This is a genomic window from Dehalococcoidia bacterium (genome assembly GCA_035310145.1).
Lineage (GTDB): Bacteria > Chloroflexota > Dehalococcoidia > CAUJGQ01 > CAUJGQ01 > CALFMN01.
The window spans coordinates 12,217-29,970 of record DATGEL010000058.1; the positions used below are offsets into that span (position 1 = coordinate 12,217).

The 17,754-nt window shown below is 69.1% G+C and carries 13 protein-coding genes and 1 pseudogene; 5 read left to right on the plus strand and 9 right to left on the minus strand.

All coding sequences use genetic code 11. From position 1 onward, the window contains the following. Positions 1-75: 75 nt before the first annotated feature. On the minus strand, positions 76-1,719 hold the full coding sequence (locus VKV26_11760) for a LuxR C-terminal-related transcriptional regulator (protein ID HLZ70566.1): 1,644 nt from the start codon (positions 1,717-1,719) through the stop codon (positions 76-78). Positions 1,720-1,982: 263 nt separating this feature from the next. Next, positions 1,983-4,214: an NADP-dependent isocitrate dehydrogenase gene (locus VKV26_11765; protein HLZ70567.1), complete on the minus strand. Its 2,232-nt coding sequence runs from the start codon at positions 4,212-4,214 to the stop codon at positions 1,983-1,985. A 196-nt stretch (positions 4,215-4,410) separates the two neighbouring features. Between VKV26_11765 and VKV26_11770 the strand changes: the two genes are divergently transcribed. After that, complete coding sequence (locus tag VKV26_11770; protein HLZ70568.1) at positions 4,411-5,235, plus strand: enoyl-CoA hydratase-related protein; 825 nt, start codon at positions 4,411-4,413, stop codon at positions 5,233-5,235. Between the two features lie 139 nt (positions 5,236-5,374). On the opposite strand, the gene VKV26_11775 is transcribed toward VKV26_11770, so the two are convergent. The 7 genes from VKV26_11775 to VKV26_11805 all read right to left on the minus strand — a co-directional run bounded on the left by VKV26_11775 (position 5,375) and on the right by VKV26_11805 (position 12,639). Continuing rightward, the gene (locus VKV26_11775; GenBank protein ID HLZ70569.1) at positions 5,375-5,845 is read right to left on the minus strand and encodes a hypothetical protein; all 471 of its coding nucleotides are present in this window, start codon (positions 5,843-5,845) and stop codon (positions 5,375-5,377) included. Positions 5,846-6,097: 252 nt separating this feature from the next. Next, a complete protein-coding gene (locus VKV26_11780) occupies positions 6,098-7,057 on the minus strand; it encodes a TIGR03560 family F420-dependent LLM class oxidoreductase (GenBank protein ID HLZ70570.1) in 960 nt (319 codons plus the stop codon). Between the two features lie 120 nt (positions 7,058-7,177). Continuing rightward, positions 7,178-8,482: an MFS transporter gene (locus VKV26_11785; protein HLZ70571.1), complete on the minus strand. Its 1,305-nt coding sequence runs from the start codon at positions 8,480-8,482 to the stop codon at positions 7,178-7,180. Positions 8,483-8,673: 191 nt separating this feature from the next. After that, positions 8,674-9,816, minus strand: coding sequence for a CaiB/BaiF CoA-transferase family protein (locus VKV26_11790; GenBank protein ID HLZ70572.1), 1,143 nt, complete (start codon positions 9,814-9,816; stop codon positions 8,674-8,676). Positions 9,817-9,981: 165 nt separating this feature from the next. Beyond that, positions 9,982-10,827: an SDR family NAD(P)-dependent oxidoreductase gene (locus VKV26_11795; protein ID HLZ70573.1), complete on the minus strand. Its 846-nt coding sequence runs from the start codon at positions 10,825-10,827 to the stop codon at positions 9,982-9,984. A 202-nt stretch (positions 10,828-11,029) separates the two neighbouring features. Next, the gene (locus tag VKV26_11800) at positions 11,030-11,857 is read right to left on the minus strand and encodes an SDR family NAD(P)-dependent oxidoreductase (protein ID HLZ70574.1); all 828 of its coding nucleotides are present in this window, start codon (positions 11,855-11,857) and stop codon (positions 11,030-11,032) included. A 104-nt stretch (positions 11,858-11,961) separates the two neighbouring features. Beyond that, positions 11,962-12,639 (minus strand): hypothetical protein, encoded by a 678-nt coding sequence (locus tag VKV26_11805; protein HLZ70575.1) that lies wholly within the window; start codon positions 12,637-12,639, stop codon positions 11,962-11,964. Positions 12,640-12,903: 264 nt separating this feature from the next. On the opposite strand from VKV26_11805, the gene VKV26_11810 reads away from it, so the two are divergent. From VKV26_11810 to VKV26_11825, 4 genes and pseudogenes are all read left to right on the plus strand, one after another. Next, positions 12,904-13,329 carry an OB-fold domain-containing protein gene (locus tag VKV26_11810; GenBank protein ID HLZ70576.1) on the plus strand — a complete coding sequence of 142 codons (426 nt, stop codon included), beginning with the start codon at positions 12,904-12,906 and terminating at the stop codon, positions 13,327-13,329. Between the two features lie 36 nt (positions 13,330-13,365). Next, entirely contained in the window at positions 13,366-14,511 is a 1,146-nt protein-coding gene (locus VKV26_11815) for a beta-ketoacyl synthase N-terminal-like domain-containing protein (GenBank protein ID HLZ70577.1), read from the plus strand. Between the two features lie 602 nt (positions 14,512-15,113). Further along, positions 15,114-15,551, plus strand: a complete 438-nt coding sequence (locus VKV26_11820) for a hypothetical protein (GenBank protein ID HLZ70578.1) — start codon at positions 15,114-15,116, stop codon at positions 15,549-15,551. 463 nt (positions 15,552-16,014) lie between these two features. Further along, positions 16,015-16,806: pseudogene (locus VKV26_11825) on the plus strand (HAMP domain-containing sensor histidine kinase). Positions 16,807-17,754: the final 948 nt, after the last annotated feature.

The following is a 17,754-nucleotide window of genomic DNA, read 5'->3' on the forward strand; positions in this document are numbered from 1 at the left end:
CGCAAAGACCACGTTACGAGGGCGCGCTCCGCCTGCCATCGCGGTGATCGACCAAACGGGAGCGCCGCGTTGTGGTTAGTTCTGACCAGATGGGCGTCGGGCGAGGCCCTGTTCCACCGCGAAGGCGGCCAGGCTGGCGCGCGAGGAGACGCCGAGCTTTTGGAGCATGTTCTGGACGTGGCGGGCGACCGTGTGCTCGCTGATGACGAGCGCGGCGGCGATCGCTTTGTTCGTCTCGCCTGCCGCGATCAGGCCGAGTACCTCGACCTCCCGCCGGGTCAATCCGCCCGCCGCTGCCGGGGCGAGGGAATCGGCATCCAGTCGTGCCAGGTCGGGCACCGCCCCGAGACGTTCGAAGACCCAGCGCGCCGCGTCGACCTCCATGGCCGCCGACTCGTCGTCGCCAACGGCGCGGCAGGCCATCCCGATCAGGACACGTACCCTGGCGGCTTCGTATGGCGCTTCGACCTGCTGCCATGCCGTCCAGGCGCGGCGCAGCGGCGCCAGCGCGGCGCGCGACTCTCCTCGCGCGATCAGGACGCTGCCTGCCGCGCGGTCGGCCAGCGCCCGCAGCGGCACTGCCGTGAGTACCGCCGTCAGCTCGGCAAGCTCGTCCGCGGCCTTCTGGGCTGCGGCGGTGTTGCCCATGCCCAACAGGATCTCAACGTGGGCGGCGAGCAACTCGATTCGGCGCGCGGGTGCCGTGCCGAGCTCGTCCAGCGCTCGCCGGATCGCCGCCTCCGCCGCGTCCGTCTGTCCGCGGACAAGCCAGAGCAGGGCGATCCCGGGCTCAGGCGGCCTCCCCAGCCGGCTGGCCTGCCGGTAGGCCTCCTCGGCGGCTGTGAAGTCGCCGCGCAGGCGGTGCAGCTCGCCGAGCTGGTAGAAGGCGTCGGCCGGTCCCTCGGGGCTGGCCGGCAGCGACAGCCAGGCGCAGGCGCGCCGTGCCTCAGTGAGGGCATCCTCCCAGTCGCCGCGCAGCCGCATCAGCTCCACACGGTGCACCAGGCACGGCCCGCGGTACGGCACCAGGTCGGGCTGGCCGTCACACCAGCGCGAGAGGACGGCGGTCCATTCGCGCGCCCGGCGCACGTCGAACACCTCCTGGCAGGCCTCCAACACCCCGCAGTAGACGTGACCCACCAGCATGGGGGACGCTTCCCCCGCGGTAAGGGCGAGCATCACCTCGTCGAGGGTGGCCATGCCTTCGGCGTGCAACCCCAGCCGGATCAAGGCGCGGCCGCGTCCGTGTCCAGCCATGGCCAGCAGGGTTGGGTCGGCAAAGCGCCTCCCAATCGCTAGCGCCTCAGCGAAAATGCTGCAGGCGGCGTCGACATCGCCCGCCCAGAGCTTCTCCATGCCGGCCGGAACAAGCAGATAGCCCCACTCGACACAGTCGGCACCACGCTCGGAGAGCAGGCTGCGCGCCCGCGCAAACCAGCCGCCCGCCTGGCCCATCTCGTCGGTGAAGATCATCTGGTGGCCGAGCCAGAAGGCGAAGCGGACCGCCCGGGTCACATCCGCGTGGCGGAGCGACTCCCGGTAGCCGCGCGCCAGCAGCTCACGGCACTCCGTCTCCTCGCCAACGAGATGGGCGACGACGGCGTAGCGCTCGACGTCATCGAGCGAGAGCGCGCCTGCATCGCTTGCCTTCGCGTACGCGGATCGAGCTACGCCCCAGGCCCGGCGCGCGAACGCCGCACGCGCTTCGTCGATGGACATCCCAACATCACGCCGCATTCCACGCCGCCACGATGCGTACGCCGCGCAGGCAGGCGGAACCCTGCGCGCAAGTGTATATGTAGTCCTCAGCCTGTGCGCCGCCGGTCTTGAGTCTTGCCAGGGCGATCGCCTGCCGCCGTGTGCGGAGGCTCAGGAGTCTCGTGTCAGCAAGCCTCAAGCCGCACAGATCGGCAGGCATCACCGCAGCCCAGCCGCCGGCCACGTCCGCCGCGCTGGCCCTGAACGCGCCGGCTCGGCGCTCCTTACGAGGGCTGGAGGCGCAACAGGTCTGCGTTGAACGTTTTCGACGGGCGCATCACCGCCTCCGCCCTGGCGGGATCGGGGCGGTAGTAGCCGCCGAGGTCCACCGGGTGGCGCTGGACGGCAAGCAACTCCTCGGCGATCGTCGGCTCGTGGGCCCGCAGCGTCTTGGCGAGGTCCGTGAAGGCGGCGGCGAGTTGCGGATCCTCATGCTGCGCCGCCAGCTCCTCGGCCCAGAACAACGCCAGGTAGAAGTGGCTGCCGCGGTTGTCGATCTGTCCCACGCGACGGGCCGGCGCCTTGTTCTCGTTCAGGTATTTCGCCGTGGCCCGGTCCAGCGTGTCGGCAAGAATCTTGGCGCGGGCGTTGCGCGTGGTGCGCGCCAGGTGGTCGAAGCTCGCGGCCAGCGCCAGGAACTCCCCGAGGCTGTCCCAGCGCAGGTAATCTTCCTTGAGCAGTTGCTCCACGTGCTTGGGCGCCGAGCCGCCGGCGCCCGTCTCGAACATGCCGCCCCCGGCGATCAGCGGCACGACGGACAACATCTTGGCGCTGGTGCCCAGCTCCATGATCGGGAAGAGGTCGGTGAGGTAGTCGCGCAGCACATTGCCGGTCACCGAGATCGTGTCCTCGCCCTTGCGGATGCGCTGCAGCGAGAACACCATCGCCCCGTTGGGCGCCATGATCTCGAACTGCAGCCCGTTGGTGTCGTGCTCGGGCAGGTACTCGCGCACCCTGGCGATCAGGTTGGCGTCGTGCGGGCGCGTCTCGTCGAGCCAGAAGACAGCCGGGGCGCCGGTGATGCGGGCGCGGGAGACGGCCAGCTTGACCCAGTCGCGGATCGGCACGTCTTTGGTCTGGCACATGCGCCAGATGTCGCCGGTGCCGACCTTGTGCTCGATCAGAACGTTGCCGGCCCGGTCCACCACGCGCACCGTGCCGGGCCGCGGGATCTCAATCGTCTTGTCGTGGCTGCCGTACTCCTCCGCCGCCTGCGCCATCAGGCCGACGTTGGGCACGGAGCCCATCGTCGCAGGGTCGTAGGCGCCGTTGGCCCGGCAGTCGTCGATCATCGCCTGGTAGATGCCGGCGTAGCTGTGGTCGGGAATCACGGCCAGCGTGTCGGCCTCTTTGCCGTCCGGCCCCCACATGCGGCCGCCGATGCGGATCATCGCCGGCATCGAGGCGTCGACGATGATGTCGCTCGGCACATGCAGGTTGGTGATGCCGTTGTCGGAATCGACCATCGCCAGCGCCGGACCGTTGGCGAGGTCCTGGCGGATCGCCGCCTCGACGTCCTTGCGCTCGTCCGCAGAGAGCGACTGCGCCGCCTGCAACAGGGCGCCGAGGCCGTCGTTGGGGTCGCCGCCGGCCGCGGCCAGCGCGTCGCCGCAGCGGGCGAACAGCGTCGGAAAGAAGGCGCGCACCGCGTGCCCGAAGATGATCGGGTCGGACACCTTCATCATCGTGGCCTTCAGGTGCAGTGAGAACAGCACGTTCTCCGCCTTCGCCCGCGCGATCTGTGCGGCGAGAAACGGGCGCAGCGCCGCGATGCTCATAAAGCTCGCGTCCACCACCTCGCCGGCCAGCACCGGCACCGCCTCGCGCAGCACGACGGTCTCGCCGTTCTCGTCCACCAGCTCGATGCGCAGCGCGCCGTCCGCCTGGATCACGACGGACTGCTCCGAGGCGCGGAAATCGCCTGCGGACATCTGCGCGACGTTCGTCTTCGAGTCCTTGGACCAGGCGCCCATAGGGTGCGGGTGCGTCCGCGCGTACTGCTTGACCGAGGCAGGCGCGCGGCGGTCAGAGTTGCCCTCGCGCAGTACGGGGTTCACGGCGCTGCCCTTCACCCGGTCGTAGCGGGCGCGGATCTCCCGCTCCTCGGCGGTCTTCGGCGCGTCTGGGTAGTCGGGCAGCGCGTAACCCTGCTGCTGCAGCTCGGCGATCGCTTCCTTCATTTGCGGAATCGAGGCGCTGATATTCGGCAGCTTGATGATGTTCGCCTCGGGCTTGAGCGTCAGGGCGCCCAGCTCGGCGAGCGCGTCGCCGATGCGCTGGTCGGCTTTCAGGTATTCGGGAAAGCTGGCGATGATGCGTCCGGCCAGTGAGATGTCCCGTGTCTCCAGCGCCACCCCCGCGGTCGCGGCGTAGGCCGAGATGATCGGCAGAAACGAGTACGTCGCCAGCAGGGGAGCTTCGTCGGTGTGCGTGTAGATGATCTTCGCGTCTGTCATGGCACTCCATCCCGTCTTCTCCCGCAGCGTAATCGCCGCGCCCGGCCCGGTCCACCGTTGCGCCCCACGCGCAGATCGAGAGGGGCTACGATGCCCTCAAGCGCCGAGCGACGCCCGGCGAATTGCGGTTGAGCGGATCCGCAGGTTCGGGTTCCCGCCGCGCTCACCGCTGGCAAAGCCGCGAAGGATTGGGATGATGACTCGCAATGACACGGTGCTCTGGGAGAAGGACGAGAACCTCGGCTACCTGACGCTGAACCGGCCGGAAAAGCTGAACGCGATCAGCGTCGGCATGATGCGCGCGTTCGACGAGGTGCTGGACGAAGCCGAGGGCGACGACACGGTGCGGGTCGTCATTATCCGCGGCGCCGGCCGCTGCTTCTCGGCGGGTTACGATCTGAGCCCGGGCGCCGAAGGCCGCTCCGGCCACCGCGACACCGTGGACGACCTCGACGGCCTGCGCTGGCGCATCGAGCGCTGGCTGCGCATCTGGGACTTTCCCAAGCCGGTCATCGCTCAGGTGCACGGCTTCTGCCTGGCGGGCGCGACCCAGCTTTGCGTGATGACCGACCTGACGATCGTGGCCGAGGATGCCCGCATCGGCCTGCCCTCGATCCCGGTCGGCGGCGGCTTCATCACGCCGATGTGGACCTGGCTGGTCGGCCCCAAGCGCGCCAAGGAGATGTCGTTCATCCCCGGCTCGCAGATCGACGGGCGCACCGCCTCCGACTGGGGCTTCGCCAACCGGGCCGTGCCCGCGGCGCACCTCGAAGCAGACGTGCGCGAAACGGCGCGGCGCATCGCCGTCGTGCCAGCCAAGATCCTCAAGCTGAAGAAGCAGTCCGTCAACCGCACGCTGGACGTGCAGGGCTTCCGCACCGCCGTCATGCTCGGCGCCGAGACCGACGCGATCCTGCACGCCTCGGCGCCGGTCGAACGGCTCTCGGCCATGATCCGCGATTCCGGCCTCAAGGGCGCGATCGACCGTTTCAATCGCGGCGACCTCGGTTCCGGAGGCTAGCGGGAGGCGCTCGTTTCCCGGAAGACGGTGGCGCCGCCGGCGATGGACCAAGCGCGTGTCAGGGAACAGACGATCGATCTGGTCACACGCGAGGCGCCGCTGCGCTTCCCGATCGGGTCGATCGTGCAGCGCCGGACTCTCAGTAGCCGATCTCGGCCAGGAACTGCTCGATCGCCTCGCTCAGGCTGTGCGGATTGTCGCCCTGCACGGAGTGGCCGGAGCCGGCCACCGAGACGTAGCGGCCGTGCGGCAGTACCCCGGCCAGCCGCTGGCCCGCGTCGCGGCTGAGGATGTCGCTCTCGGAGCCGTGCACCACCAGCGCGGAGCAGGGCACGCGCGCCGCCGCGGCCCACAGGTCCTCAGGGCCGAGGCGCGACTCCGGGTGGTCGCTGTGGCCGCGGGCGACGGGCGCGATCAGCCGGTAGCGGCGCTGCAGCCGGCCGGCGACGCGCTGCCAGGTGTGCGCGCTCTGCCCGCCGCCGTGCAGCAGCACGATCGGCGGCGCCTCCGGCCGGCCCCATTCGAGATAGTGCAGGCGCAGGCCGCCGACCTGGGCGAAGCGGGACTCGGACCCGGCCGCCCGCTGCGACGGCGCCGCGTGTTCACTCACGTCGTATCGGTCCCCGTTGCGAAGGCGCTGATCCACAACCACCCGGTTTGCCGGCTCCGATCCAGCGGGCGCCAGGCAGCGCGGTGGGGCAGGGGCAGCCGGCGGCGGCAGATCGTGGCTGCCGCGGGACGGACGCATGCATGAACCGGCCCGCGCTGCCGTGCCTGCGCGTTGCCTGCCGGCGGCCCCAGATCTTCGGCCAACTGCGCCGGCGCTGCGGCTCGCCTCCGGATGCGAGGCCGGCGGCTCGGCTTATGCCGGCCGCCCCACCGCCGCGCCGGTCTCCTTGCGCACGAGGGGCGCCACGTCGTTGATAAAGCGCTCCAGGTTCGCGTAGTCGTAGGGCACGCGGGCTCCGAGGATGAAATCGCCCACCCCGGCCTCGCGCGCGTAGCGCACCATCTCCGCCGCGATCTGCTCGGGCGCGCCGGTCAGCGGCGTCTGGCCGCGGGCGCGCAACTGCTCGGCGCGCGCCCGTGCGTCCGCGTCGTCGCCAACCAGAACCTGCACGACGAGCGACTTGCGGATATCGGCGGGGTTGCGGCCCACCACGCGGCAGTGGCCGGCCAGTACGTCGAGCTTGCGTCGGTAGGCATCGAGCGGCATCCAGAACGTGTTCCAGCCGTCGGCGCTCTCGGCCACCACGCGCAGCGTCAGTTGCTCACCCATGCCGCCGATCCACAGCGGCAGCGGGTTCTGCACGGGCTTCGGCTCGCAGAGCGCGTCGGTGAGCTGGTAGTAGCGGCCCTCAAAGGTCGAGCGCGGCTGCGTCCACAGCTCCTTCTGGATCTTCGCCGTCTCGCCCAGCATGCGCAGACGCCGGCCGATCGTCGGATAGGCGATGCCGTACTCCTGGTGCTCCATCTCCCACCAGCCGCCGCCGATGCCCCACTCCAGCCGCCCGCCGGAGACGTGGTCGAGCGTGGCGGCGATCTTGGCGAGCACGGCGGGATGGCGGTAGGTGTTGCCGATCACCAGGATGCCGCAGCGGATACGGCGGGTTTGCGCCGCCAGCGCGGCCAGCAGCGTCGGCCCTTCAAAGCAGGGGCCGAGCGGATCGGACATGATCGGGATGAAATGGTCGAAGACGGAGCACCAGTTGTAGCCGAGCGATTCCACCGTCTGCCAGAGCTGGGAGTAGTTCTCGTAGGTGGTGTGCTGCGGCCCCGCGTGCACGCCGAAGCGGATCTCTCCCTCGAATATCTGCGCCACGATCTCCCTCCGAAAGCCTGGAGAGCCTCTGGCTCGTCCCGCCGCTGACTATATCGCGCTCGCGTGGGAAACCGCCTCACCCCCGGTCGGCAAGCTCGGCAAAACTGGCGCACCGGCGTGTCAGGCCGTGGTGCGCTCGCCGCGGGGCTCGGTCGGTGCCTCCGCGGGGGCGGTGACACCGTCCGCGAACACCGGCGCGGGCTCCCGCCACAGCCGGCGGGTGGCGAGCGCCCAGCCCACGCCCCAGCCGAGCATCAGCAGCCCGCCCGCGAGCGCCGTGGGCACCGCGCCGACGGCATCGGCCAGCAAGCCCGCCGCGATCGTCGAGATGCTGGTGGTGAGCGTGACCATGCCGAAGTCGGCGGCAAACATGCGGCCGCGCAGGCTGTCCGGCACCTCGCGCTGCAGGCCATAGGAGCTGATCATCCACTGCCCGCCGCCGCCGACGTGCGCGAGCGCGATCGCCGCCCCGGCGAAGCCCAGCGCCGGCGAGATCGCGAACAGCGCGTAGCCGATGCCGTACGCGATGCCGCACAGGCCGACGAGGCGGTAACGCGCGTTGTCGTCGCGGCCGAAGCGCCGCACGAGGAACGGCCCCGCCAGCGCCCCCACGCCGCGTGCGGCGTAGAGCATGCCGATGCCGAAGGAGCCGTCGTGGAACACGTCGCGGCCGAAGACGCTGAGCAGCACCACCGCGCCCGCGCCGATGCCGAAGCCGCCTTTGCAGGTGAGCAGCGCCAGCACGCGCGGGTGGCCGCGGGCGTAGTGCGCCGCCTCGCGCAGCGAGGAGATGAAAGCGACGCGCGTACGGGAGATCTGCTGCTGGAACGGCACGCGGATCGAGCCGATCAGCAGCGCCGCGATGGCGAAGGAGGCGGCGTCTACGATGCAGGAGACGTTCAAGCCGAACAGGGCGACGACGATGCCGCCCAGCGCCGAGCCGACCGCCAGCATCGTGCCCCAGGTCGAGCCCATCAGCACGTTGGCCAGCACCAGATCGTCGCCGTCGGCGATGTTCGGGATGGCCGACTGGATCGCGGGCGAAACAAACGCAGCGCCGGCGGCGATGCCGATCACGCCGAGGTAGGCCAGCGGCAGCAGCTCGGCCGAGCGGGCGAGCATGGGCAGCAGCGCCAACCCGGTCTGCGCCGAGGCGATGACGATGATCAGTTTCTTGCGGTCCAGCCGGTCCACGGTTGAGCCGGCCCACGGCGCCAGCAGAAAAGCCGGCAAGGACTGGCCGACGACGAGCAGGCCGGCGAGGAAAGCCGAGTGCGTGAGCCGCAGCACCAGGTCCAGCAGCGCGACGGTGAGAAACCAGTCGCCGCAGAAGCTGATCACCTGGCCGAGGAACAGCCGGCGGAAGGCGCCGTTGCGCCGAAAGAACGCGACGTAGCCGGAGCCTCGCGCCTGCTCGATCGCCATCTGCCTCACTCAGGGCGCCGGTTGGCCGTCTTTGCCCAGCTTCGCAGGCTTGCTCCCGCCAACGCCACCCGGCCAGACGGACAGGTGGCAGGTTAGGGATCCGGGAACAGATCTGGGCGCCAGGGATCAGGGCTTAGGAGACGGCGAAGGCGGGAGATGGACCAACCTGTCACCGGTAACCTGTCACCTCGTCAGGCCACGGCGCCGGCGTCGCGCAGCTTCTGGATCTCGCCCTCCGCGAAGCCCCAGCGCGCCAGCACTTCGTTCGTGTGCTGGCCGGCGTGCGCGGGCGGACGGCTGATCTCCGGTCGGGTGCGGCTGAAGCGCGGCGCCGGGCCGGGCTGCCTCACGCCGGCGACCTCGACGAAAGTGCCGCGCGCCTTGTTGTGCGGGTGCTCGTACGCCTCGGGAATCGAGAGTACCGGCGCGTAGCAGACGTCGCTGCCCTCCATGATCTGGTTCCACTCGTCGCGCGTCTTCGTCTTGAACACGGCAGCCACGCGCTCTTTGAGCGCCGGCCACTGGGCCCGGTCCATCTGCGCCGGCAGCGGCTCGCCCTTGAGGCCGGCGCGCTCGAGCAGCTCGGCGTAGAACTGCGGCTCAATCGAGCCGATCGAGACGTACTCGCCGTCGGCCGTCTCGTACACGTCGTAAAAATGCGAGCCGGTGTCGAGCAGATTGGTGCCGCGCTGGTCGCTGAAGCCGCCGCCGGCCCGCATGCCGTGCATCGCCGCGGCCAGCAGCGCGGCGCCGTCCACCATCGCCGCGTCAATCACCTGGCCCTTGCCGGACTGCTGCCGCTCGACCAGGGCACAGACCACGCCGAAGGCGAGCAGCATGCCGCCGCCGCCGAAGTCGCCGACGAGGTTGAGCGGCGGCACCGGCGCCTCGCCCTTGCGCCCGATGCTGTGCAGCACACCGGCGAGGGCGATGTAGTTGATGTCGTGCCCCGCCGCCTGCGCGATCGGCCCCTCCTGCCCCCAGCCGGTCATGCGGCCGTAGACGAGGCGCGGGTTGCGTTTCAGGCAGGCGTCGGGGCCGATGCCGAGCCTGTCGGTGACGCCAGGGCGAAAGCCCTCGATCAGGGCGTCGGCCCGCTCCACCAGCTTCAGGATCGTCGCCACGCCTTCCGGCTTCTTCAAGTCGACGGCGAGGCTGCGCCGGCCGCGCAGCAGCACGTCGTTCGGCGGCTGCTCCGGGTTGTGCTCACGCACGCGGTCGGCGCGGTCGATGCGCAGCACCTCGGCGCCCATGTCCGCGAGCATCATCGCGCAGAACGGCCCCGGCCCGATGCCGGCAATCTCGATGACTTTCGTGCCTGCGAGCGGTCCCATCGTGGCCTCACCCCCTGGCCCCCTCTCCAGGGCTTTCCATCGCGCGGAGCGCGATCTTCGATAGAGAGGGGGAAGCTGCGGTGTTGGTCATTTGAAGGCGGTGGAGGCTCCGCCTCCTATTCCCGATTGCCTGTTCCCTATCGCCTGTTCCCTATCGCCTGTTCCCTAGATGAGGCTGTAGCCGGAGCCCTGGCGGTCCACGCCCAGGCCCTTCGCCTCGCTGATCCAGCCGAACTCCTTGAGGATCGGCTGGCTGTAGGTGACTCGGCCGGAGACCTTCTCCTTCGGCTCCGTTGCCAGCAGCAGCGTCGCCTTCGCCATGTACTCCACCGGCTCGCCGCGTGGGTCGTTCATGCCCTCCACCAGGTGATGAAAGACGGTGCCCGGCGTCGGCACCACCTGCGAAGGCGAAACACAGGTGACGCTGATGTTGTGCGGCCAGACCTCCTGCGCCAGCCCCTGCGTGAAGCGCTCCAGCGCCGCCTTCTCCGCGCCGTAGAGCGTGCCGCCGGTGCCCGCCGCGCCGTCGTACGGCCCGCGGCCGGGACCGATCGCCGCGCCGGAGGAGATGTTCACGATCGCGCCGCTCTTGCGCTCAATCATCTCCGGCAACACGTAGTGCGAGAGGAAGAAGGGGCCGTGGAAATTCACCGCAAAGGAGCGCAGCCAGCGGTTCGGCGGGAAGTCCACGACGGGGATGAAGTAGGTGAGCGCCGCGTTGTTGACGAGGATATCGACGGGGCCGTAGGTCTGCCGCGCCGTCTCCAGCAGCTTCTGGCAGTCCGCCTCGTCGGAGACGTTGCAGGCGACGGCGCTGGCCTCGCCGCCGGCGGCCTTGATGCCGCTGACCGTACTCTCCAGCGAGCCTTCGAGGGGATGGTCGCCCTCGCGGATCGTGCGCGCCGCGCAAATCACCCTGCCGCCCTCGGCCGCGAACAGGTCGGCGATCGCCTTGCCGATGCCGCGGCTCGCGCCCGTGACCACCGCGACCTTCCCGTCCAGTTTGCCCATTTGAAAACTCCGTTGGTCTCAGGGGGCAAGCCCCCTCATACCCCCGACAATGAGACGGCCTGCGGCCGTGGTGATTTCACTGCGGGGCGCCCGAACCGGTGTTGCGTCGCTCCTCACGATTGGTGGCGCCGCGCTTGCGTGCGCCCCGGTTTGCTCGTCAAAAAGACGCGGATCGCGCCGCCATCGTACGAAAAACGGCCGCTCAGCGCGCGGGCTGCTGCACCGTCAGGCCGCCCGGCAGCCAGGGCCAGTACTTGGCGATGGCGCCGGCGTCGACGCGCAGGTCGAAGCCGGTGATCATCTCGGCGTCGTCCGAGGCGAGGAAGACGGCCGCCTTCGCGTAGTGCCGCGGTGAGGGCAACTGCTGCATTGGCACGAGCTGGGCGAAGGGCAGGCCGCCGGCCCGCCGCCCCGGCCGCGCTTCGCGCCCCCAGGCAGCGGCCCGCTCCTGTGCCTCGGCGGTGTCCGTCGCGGTCGGCGTCAGGCTGTTGACGCGAATGCCGTGCGGCGCCAGCTCCATCGCGACGGAGCGCGTGAAATTGAGGATGCCGCTCTTGCCCGTGCAGTAGCCGACGTTGTTCGGCTGGCCCTGGTGCGCCGCGGTAGAGGCGATGTTGATGATCGCGCCGCCGCGCCCCTGCGCGATCATCTGCTTGGCCGCCAGCTTCGTGCAAAGAAAAGCGCCGTCCAGGATCACGGCGAGTTGCGCCCGCCACTCGGGCAGCGGCATCTCCAGCACGCCTTTCTGGTTGAAGATCACGGCGTTGTTGACGAGGATGTCGAGGCCGCCGAAACGTTCGCGCGCCGTGTCGATCGCCGCCTGCACCTGCGCCTCGTCGGTCACGTCGCAGACCATGCCGAACGCCTCGCCGCCCTGCTTTGCGATCGCGGCGGCGCACTGCTCGGCGTTCTCGGCGCGCAGATCGACACAAAGAAGCTTCGCGCCCTCGGCCGCCATGCCCTCGGCGATGCCGGCGCCGATGTTCGGGCTGGTGCCCGTCACCAGCGCCACCTTGCCCGCGAGCTTCATGGTTTGCATTCCCCTCGTCTTCGGATTTCTCTCTGGCCGCTGCTGCGGCGCCCGCCGGCATCCGCATGGTGCGCCGTGGCCGCCGTTCTGTCGAGCCGCGGCCGCTACGCGGAACGCATTCCCAGATAGCGCGCCGCCGCGTCTCGGCCGCCATCGCCGCCGGCGTAGCTGAGGCCCAGGCCGACGAGCACGCCGCCGTAGCGCAGCTTCAACACGGCGTCCGCCGCTAGCGAGAGCAGCCGGTCGTCGCCGAGCGCCCGCACCAGCGCCGGCCCGAAGCCGTTGAGGCGGAAGAGCGAGCGGAGCTCACCGCGCAGCACGTCCGCTCGCGACGGCGGCACCACGAACTGCAAGAAAAGATCCTCCCAGTCGCCGTAGCCATAAGCCACGCGCAAGTGCTCGCAGAGCACGCCGTACCAGCGCAGCAGCGCCTGCCAGCCGGGCCCGACCGGCTCAAGCTCCGAGCGGGGGCCGGCCCGCAGTGTCGCGTCATCGAAGCGCAGGTGCACGCCGTCCAGCTCCGGCTGGCGCGGCGAATGCGGGTAGAACTGCATGGCGCCCGTGGCCCGCACCTCCATCCCCGGCACGGCGCCGCGCAGCGGAATCACGCCGTAGCCGCGCGGCAACGGCGCTGGCCGCGAGCGCAGCAGCGGCTCCGGGTCCGGCACGGCAAGGCGCACCCCGCCGGCGTCGGACGTGAGGCCGTCGAAGACGGGCCAATCCTCGTCGCCGGCGTGCACGCGCAGGCCCGCGGCCGCCAGGTCGCGGAACAGGCCCCGCACCAGCCGTGTGCTCAGCCGCTGGTGCGGGAAGTACGAGCTGATCTCGAAGTCGCGGCCCAGAAGCTCATCTCCAGCGGGTCCGGCGGGCGGTGCGTCCGGTGGGCAGGTGCCCGCCGATCGTACCCGCCGCGAGGCCGCCGCGCCACGCGGCCAGGGGCGTCCCGCGCCGCGGCGCGTGGCTTGACGGCCTCCCGCCCCGGTGCTATACCGCGAGCGCGCGGGTGCGGCGGACGCCGGCAGCGCCGCGCTGGGATGGAGGAACCCGTGACCACCGGACAACCCGCGGCCAGGCGGCAGCGGCCGATCGTCCCCTTTCTGAAGCTGCCAGAGAACGGCCCCGCCTACCTCGCCGGTTCGCGCTGCAAGAACTGCGGCACCGCCTTCGCCGGCGAGCGGCGGGCCTGCGCCAACTGCTCCGCCGTCGACCAGATGGAGCCGATCCGCCTCAGCGACAAGGGCGAGGTCTACATCTGGTCGATCGTGCACCAGTCCGCGCCCGGCATCAAAACGCCCTACATCGCCGCGATCGTCGATCTGCCTGAGGGCGTGGCCGTGCGCGCCAACGTCGAGGGCATCGAGCCCGAGCCGAAGAACATGCGCTTCGGCATGCCGGTGCAGATGTACACTGAGGTCGTGCGCCAGGACCGCGAAGGCAACGACATCGTCGCCTACAAGTTCCGCCCCGTCTGAACCGGAAGCGCGGAGCTGGATTCGAGGAGGACTGCCATGCTGAACATGCGCGATGTCTACGTCGTCGGCGTGGGTATGATCAAGTTTGGGCGCTATCCCGAGCAGGACATCGGCTCGCTGGGCGGCCAGGCGGCGCTGCTGGCGCTCAAGGACGCGGGCCTCTCGCTCAAAGACATCCAGATCCTGATGAGCGGCAACCTCTACCAGACCAGCATGTCCGGCCAGCGCATCCTCAAAGAGGTCGGCATGACCGGCGTGCCGGTCTACAACGTCTCCAACGCCTGCGCCTCCGGCTCGACCGCCTTCCGCGAGGCCGTCTTCGCCGTTGGCTCCGGCGCCTACGAGGTGGCGATGGCCGTGGGCACCGAGCAGATGGGCAAGATGGGCCTGCTCGGCGCGCCGTCCGATCCCTCCACCAGCCCCGAGGGCGTGCTGGGCACGGGCCTGATGCCCGGCGTCTTCGGCATGGCCGGCATGGAGCACATGCGCAAGTACGGCACCACGCACGAGCAGTTCGCCAAGGTCTCGGTGAAGAACCACCACCACGCCATGGCCAACCCGCTTTCGCAGTACCAGGTCGAGGTCAGCCTCGAAGACGTGCTCAACAGCCGCATGGTGGCCTACCCGAACACGCTCTACATGTGCTGCCCCACCGGCGACGGCGCCGCGGCGGCGATCGTCTGCTCAGCGGAGAAGGCGCGGCAGCTCGCCGGCGGCGGCAAGCTGATTAAGGTTGTCGCCTCTGCGCTCACCACCGACCCCTACACGCCGCGCACGCTTACCTTCCCCGACATCAATACGATGACAAAGGCGTGCGCCCAGCAGGCCTACGAGCAGGCGGGCATGAGCCCGAAGGATCTCGATTCGGTCGAGCTGCACGACTGCTTCGCCACGGCAGAGATTTTGCACTACGAGAACCTGATGCTCTGCGGACCTGGCGAGGCCGGCCGCATGATCGACGAGGGGCGCACCGCGCTGGGCGGCGACATCCCTGTGAACACCAGCGGCGGCCTGCTCTCCAAGGGGCATCCGATCGGCGCCACGGGCGTCGCCAACGTCTGCGAAATCGTCTGGCAGCTGCGCGGGCAGGCGGGCGGCCGCCAGGTTGAAGGGCACAAGGCGGGGCTGGCGCACACCATCGGCCTCGGCTCGGCCTGCGCGATCCACATCCTCACCACGTAGCCGCGGCCTCGCACGAGGCGTTTCTGCACCGCCGCATGCGGCCCCGGCCGAGCTTTCGGCCGGGGCCGCGCTGATCGCCGCGACGGGGGCTTGCCTATGGCTTGCTGCCTTGCGACGCGTCTTCGCTGCGCTCAGGCCCGGCGAGCCCTTCGCCCGTCATAGCGTCGATCCGGGCGGCAGAAGTTGCATCATCGTGAGCAGGGGCCTCGCTTCCGAGCCGTCATGCGTGAGCGGCCGCTCACCTTCGGTACGACCGTCCGAAGTCGAAAAAACCTCAGGGTCTTTTGATTCTCGTCTCGCCTCCGCTATTCGGTGCGCTGCTGCTCGCGGCTCTACCGCGACGGGCGGTTCACGAACCGCCCCTACCAATCGTCGTTGCCTGTACAGGGTGTGTTGCCACCTCCGATCCCGCGCCTCGCTCCACGCCCGCGAGAATCAAAAGACCCTGGAAAAAACCTGACGCCGACTATCAACTTCACGTCGCAAGGAGTAGACTATGACTGGTTAACTCTTCCTTCTCGTTCCTCTGTCGCCCGGAGTCGCGTTTCTGCGCTCGGGGATGATGACCGAGGTGTTGCCACACAGCACACCGAGGTCATACCATGCCTGCCACGCCCTCCGAACCCCTGATCGCGGTCATGAACTCCTCCGCCGACCTGGTGGACATCCTCCAGACAGCGCTGGAGGACGACGGCTTTCGCACCGTGACCTTGGTGTCCACCATTGCGGGGGGCGCAGTTGGCCCCCTCGCGTTCCTGCGCACACATCAGCCCGTAGCCGCGGTCTACAGCATCTCGCCCCCATATCGGGAGAGCTGGCAGATCCTGCAGGAAGTCCGGCGCCAGTGGCAGGGTGGGCACTACGTGATCACCACCACGAACCTCGGTGCCCTCCGCGCCTGTGTCGGCCCCGCGGACGCGATCGAGCTCGTCGGCAAGCCGTTTGACTTGGACGAGATTACGCAGGCGCTGCGGCGTGTCCTCGCCGGCAGACAGGCGGCGCTCGATGGTACGGCGCTCACGACCTGCTCGGCCGGCTGAACGGGGACACTGCGGAGGCAACATGGTTGGCATCTCCGACGACCCACCGCCGCCACGCTGAGCCGAAGAGATGGGGTGTCGAAGTGTCCAGTCCGCCGCGAGCCACGCTGAGACCGCCTCCGATCACCGGAGCGCCGGTACCGGTCACGGGCATCCAACGGTTCGCCGACGCCCCTCTGCACCTGGTCTGGCATTGCCTGCCGCACGGCCAGGTCGACTATATCAACGCTGCCTGGTGTGCCTACACCGGCCTGAGCCTGGCCGTCTCCCGCGGCGCTGGCTGGCAGCAGGCGTTGCATCCGGACGATCTGTTGCGCTGGCAGGTGGCGTGGGAGCAGGCAGAAGGCGCTGGGCGGCCATGTGAACTCCCCGTTGCCGCCTCCAGCGCGCCGATGGCGTCTACTGCTGGTTTCTGCGTCACGTCGAGGCCGTCCGCGGGCTTGCCGGCTACATCGCCGGCTGGATGGGAACCGCAACCGCGACCGGCGACGATCCATCACTGCAGCTAGAAGCGACGACGATCCTCCCACCGGAGCAGACCGCCGCGGCCGCGGGGCACGGCCCGCATACGTTCATCGCCGCCGCCGTCCACGACCTCAAGAATGAGTTGGCGGTCATTCGCGGTACCGCCCAGGTTCTGGAGTTGCACATGCGGCGCGTGGCAGCCGTGGAGCCGGCGCGGGTCTTCACTGCTCTCGCACAGATTCAGCACCGCACGCGGAAGATGAACGAGCTGGTGGAGGAGTTGTTCGACCTCTCACGCGTCCAGAGCGGCCAGCCGGTCGAGTTCAATCGTCAGCCGACGGACCTCGTGGCGCTGGCACGCGGTTGTGTCAGCGAGTATGCGCAGACCACCAACCATGACCTGACCCTGTCGACGACGGCAGCGACCCTGATTGGCAACTGGGATGCTGCCCGGTTGGAACGGGTGCTCGCGAACCTCTTGAGCAACGCCATCAAGTACAGCGCCCCCGGCAGCGCAATCCGCGTCTCCGTAGCACGCGACCGCAGCGGCCACTGCGACGTCGCCGTCTTGACCGTGCAGGACCAGTGAGCCGGCATTCCGGCACACGATCTGCCGTACATCTTTACGCCGTTCTACCGCGGCAGCAACGTCGTAGACCAGGTGGACGGGACCGGCATCGGGCTGTTTGGCGCTCGGGCCATCGTTGAGCAGCAAGGCGGTACGCTCGGCCTCGAGAGCACGGAGGCGATCGGAACAGCCGTCACGGTTCGGCTGCCGCTCACCGCGTAGGCAGCGCGGCGCACAGCCGGTGCTCGTGACGCCCGCGCTCATGCGGTCATCCGGCCACCGACCCGGGGACCGTGCGGCAGGACCGGGTGCTTGCAAGACCGGCGACACACGCAGAGACCAGTTGGCGGGGCAGGGAATGCACGTCGATGCGTTCGCCAACCCACCGCTGCTCGGCATCGGACCCCACGCCAGGCCGGGCTCCGTGGATGACTGCTCTTTGAGGCAAGTTCCCGCGTTGCGGGCATGCGCGTGAAGGCCAACGGCCAGCACGTCGTCTTTTTCGTTGCTGCCGTTGCGCCATCACACCCGAACAATCGGTCACAAATGACGCGCAGCAGCGTGTATGTCTACAAAACTGCTGAAATATTCTTCCTAATCGCAAGGCGGAAAGTGATTAGAAAATACTTAGACCGCTGCGGGAATCGCGCGCCTACAATGAACTGGACGGGATAAGAAGAGCAATCATATCGGAATCTTGATCATTCTGATGGCGCCTCTTCTCGCCGTAGCAGAAAGATTTTATCATGTTTATTGGCGGTGGCCTGCTCGCGCTCATTGTCATTATTATCATCCTCGTGCTCGTCTTCCGGTAAGTGGCGCTCGCATCGCGCGGCACACGACCGGGTATTCACCGAAGGGAACTCCATCATGCTGCTGATTATCGTCATTGTGATTCTGCTCGTGGTTCTGCTCGGTGGCGGCGGCTACTACCGCTCACGCCGCAGCTAAGCTGCTGCCTGGGCCACTCCGCAACACCCTGCCGGCCGCGAGGGAGGCATACGCCATCCCGTCGCGGCCGCATGCCGCCCTGCGCGAAGGAGCGCTGTGATGCAAGCCATCATTTTGTGGATCGTGGTCGGGCTGGCCGCCGGCTGGCTGGCGAGCAAGGTCGTGGCCAGTCCCCACGGCATCATCGTGGACCTGTTGCTGGGCCTCGTCGGCGCGTTG

Coding starts and splice junctions, on each gene's coding strand:
- VKV26_11760 (HLZ70566.1), bottom strand. CDS start 1,719: ATGTCCATCGACGAAGCGCGTGCGGCGTTCGCGCGCCGGGCCTGGGGC.
- VKV26_11765 (HLZ70567.1), bottom strand. CDS start 4,214: ATGACAGACGCGAAGATCATCTACACGCACACCGACGAAGCTCCCCTG.
- VKV26_11770 (HLZ70568.1), top strand. CDS start 4,411: ATGACTCGCAATGACACGGTGCTCTGGGAGAAGGACGAGAACCTCGGC.
- VKV26_11785 (HLZ70571.1), bottom strand. CDS start 8,482: ATGGCGATCGAGCAGGCGCGAGGCTCCGGCTACGTCGCGTTCTTTCGG.
- VKV26_11790 (HLZ70572.1), bottom strand. CDS start 9,816: ATGGGACCGCTCGCAGGCACGAAAGTCATCGAGATTGCCGGCATCGGG.
- VKV26_11795 (HLZ70573.1), bottom strand. CDS start 10,827: ATGGGCAAACTGGACGGGAAGGTCGCGGTGGTCACGGGCGCGAGCCGC.
- VKV26_11800 (HLZ70574.1), bottom strand. CDS start 11,857: ATGAAGCTCGCGGGCAAGGTGGCGCTGGTGACGGGCACCAGCCCGAAC.
- VKV26_11815 (HLZ70577.1), top strand. CDS start 13,366: ATGCTGAACATGCGCGATGTCTACGTCGTCGGCGTGGGTATGATCAAG.
- VKV26_11820 (HLZ70578.1), top strand. CDS start 15,114: ATGCCTGCCACGCCCTCCGAACCCCTGATCGCGGTCATGAACTCCTCC.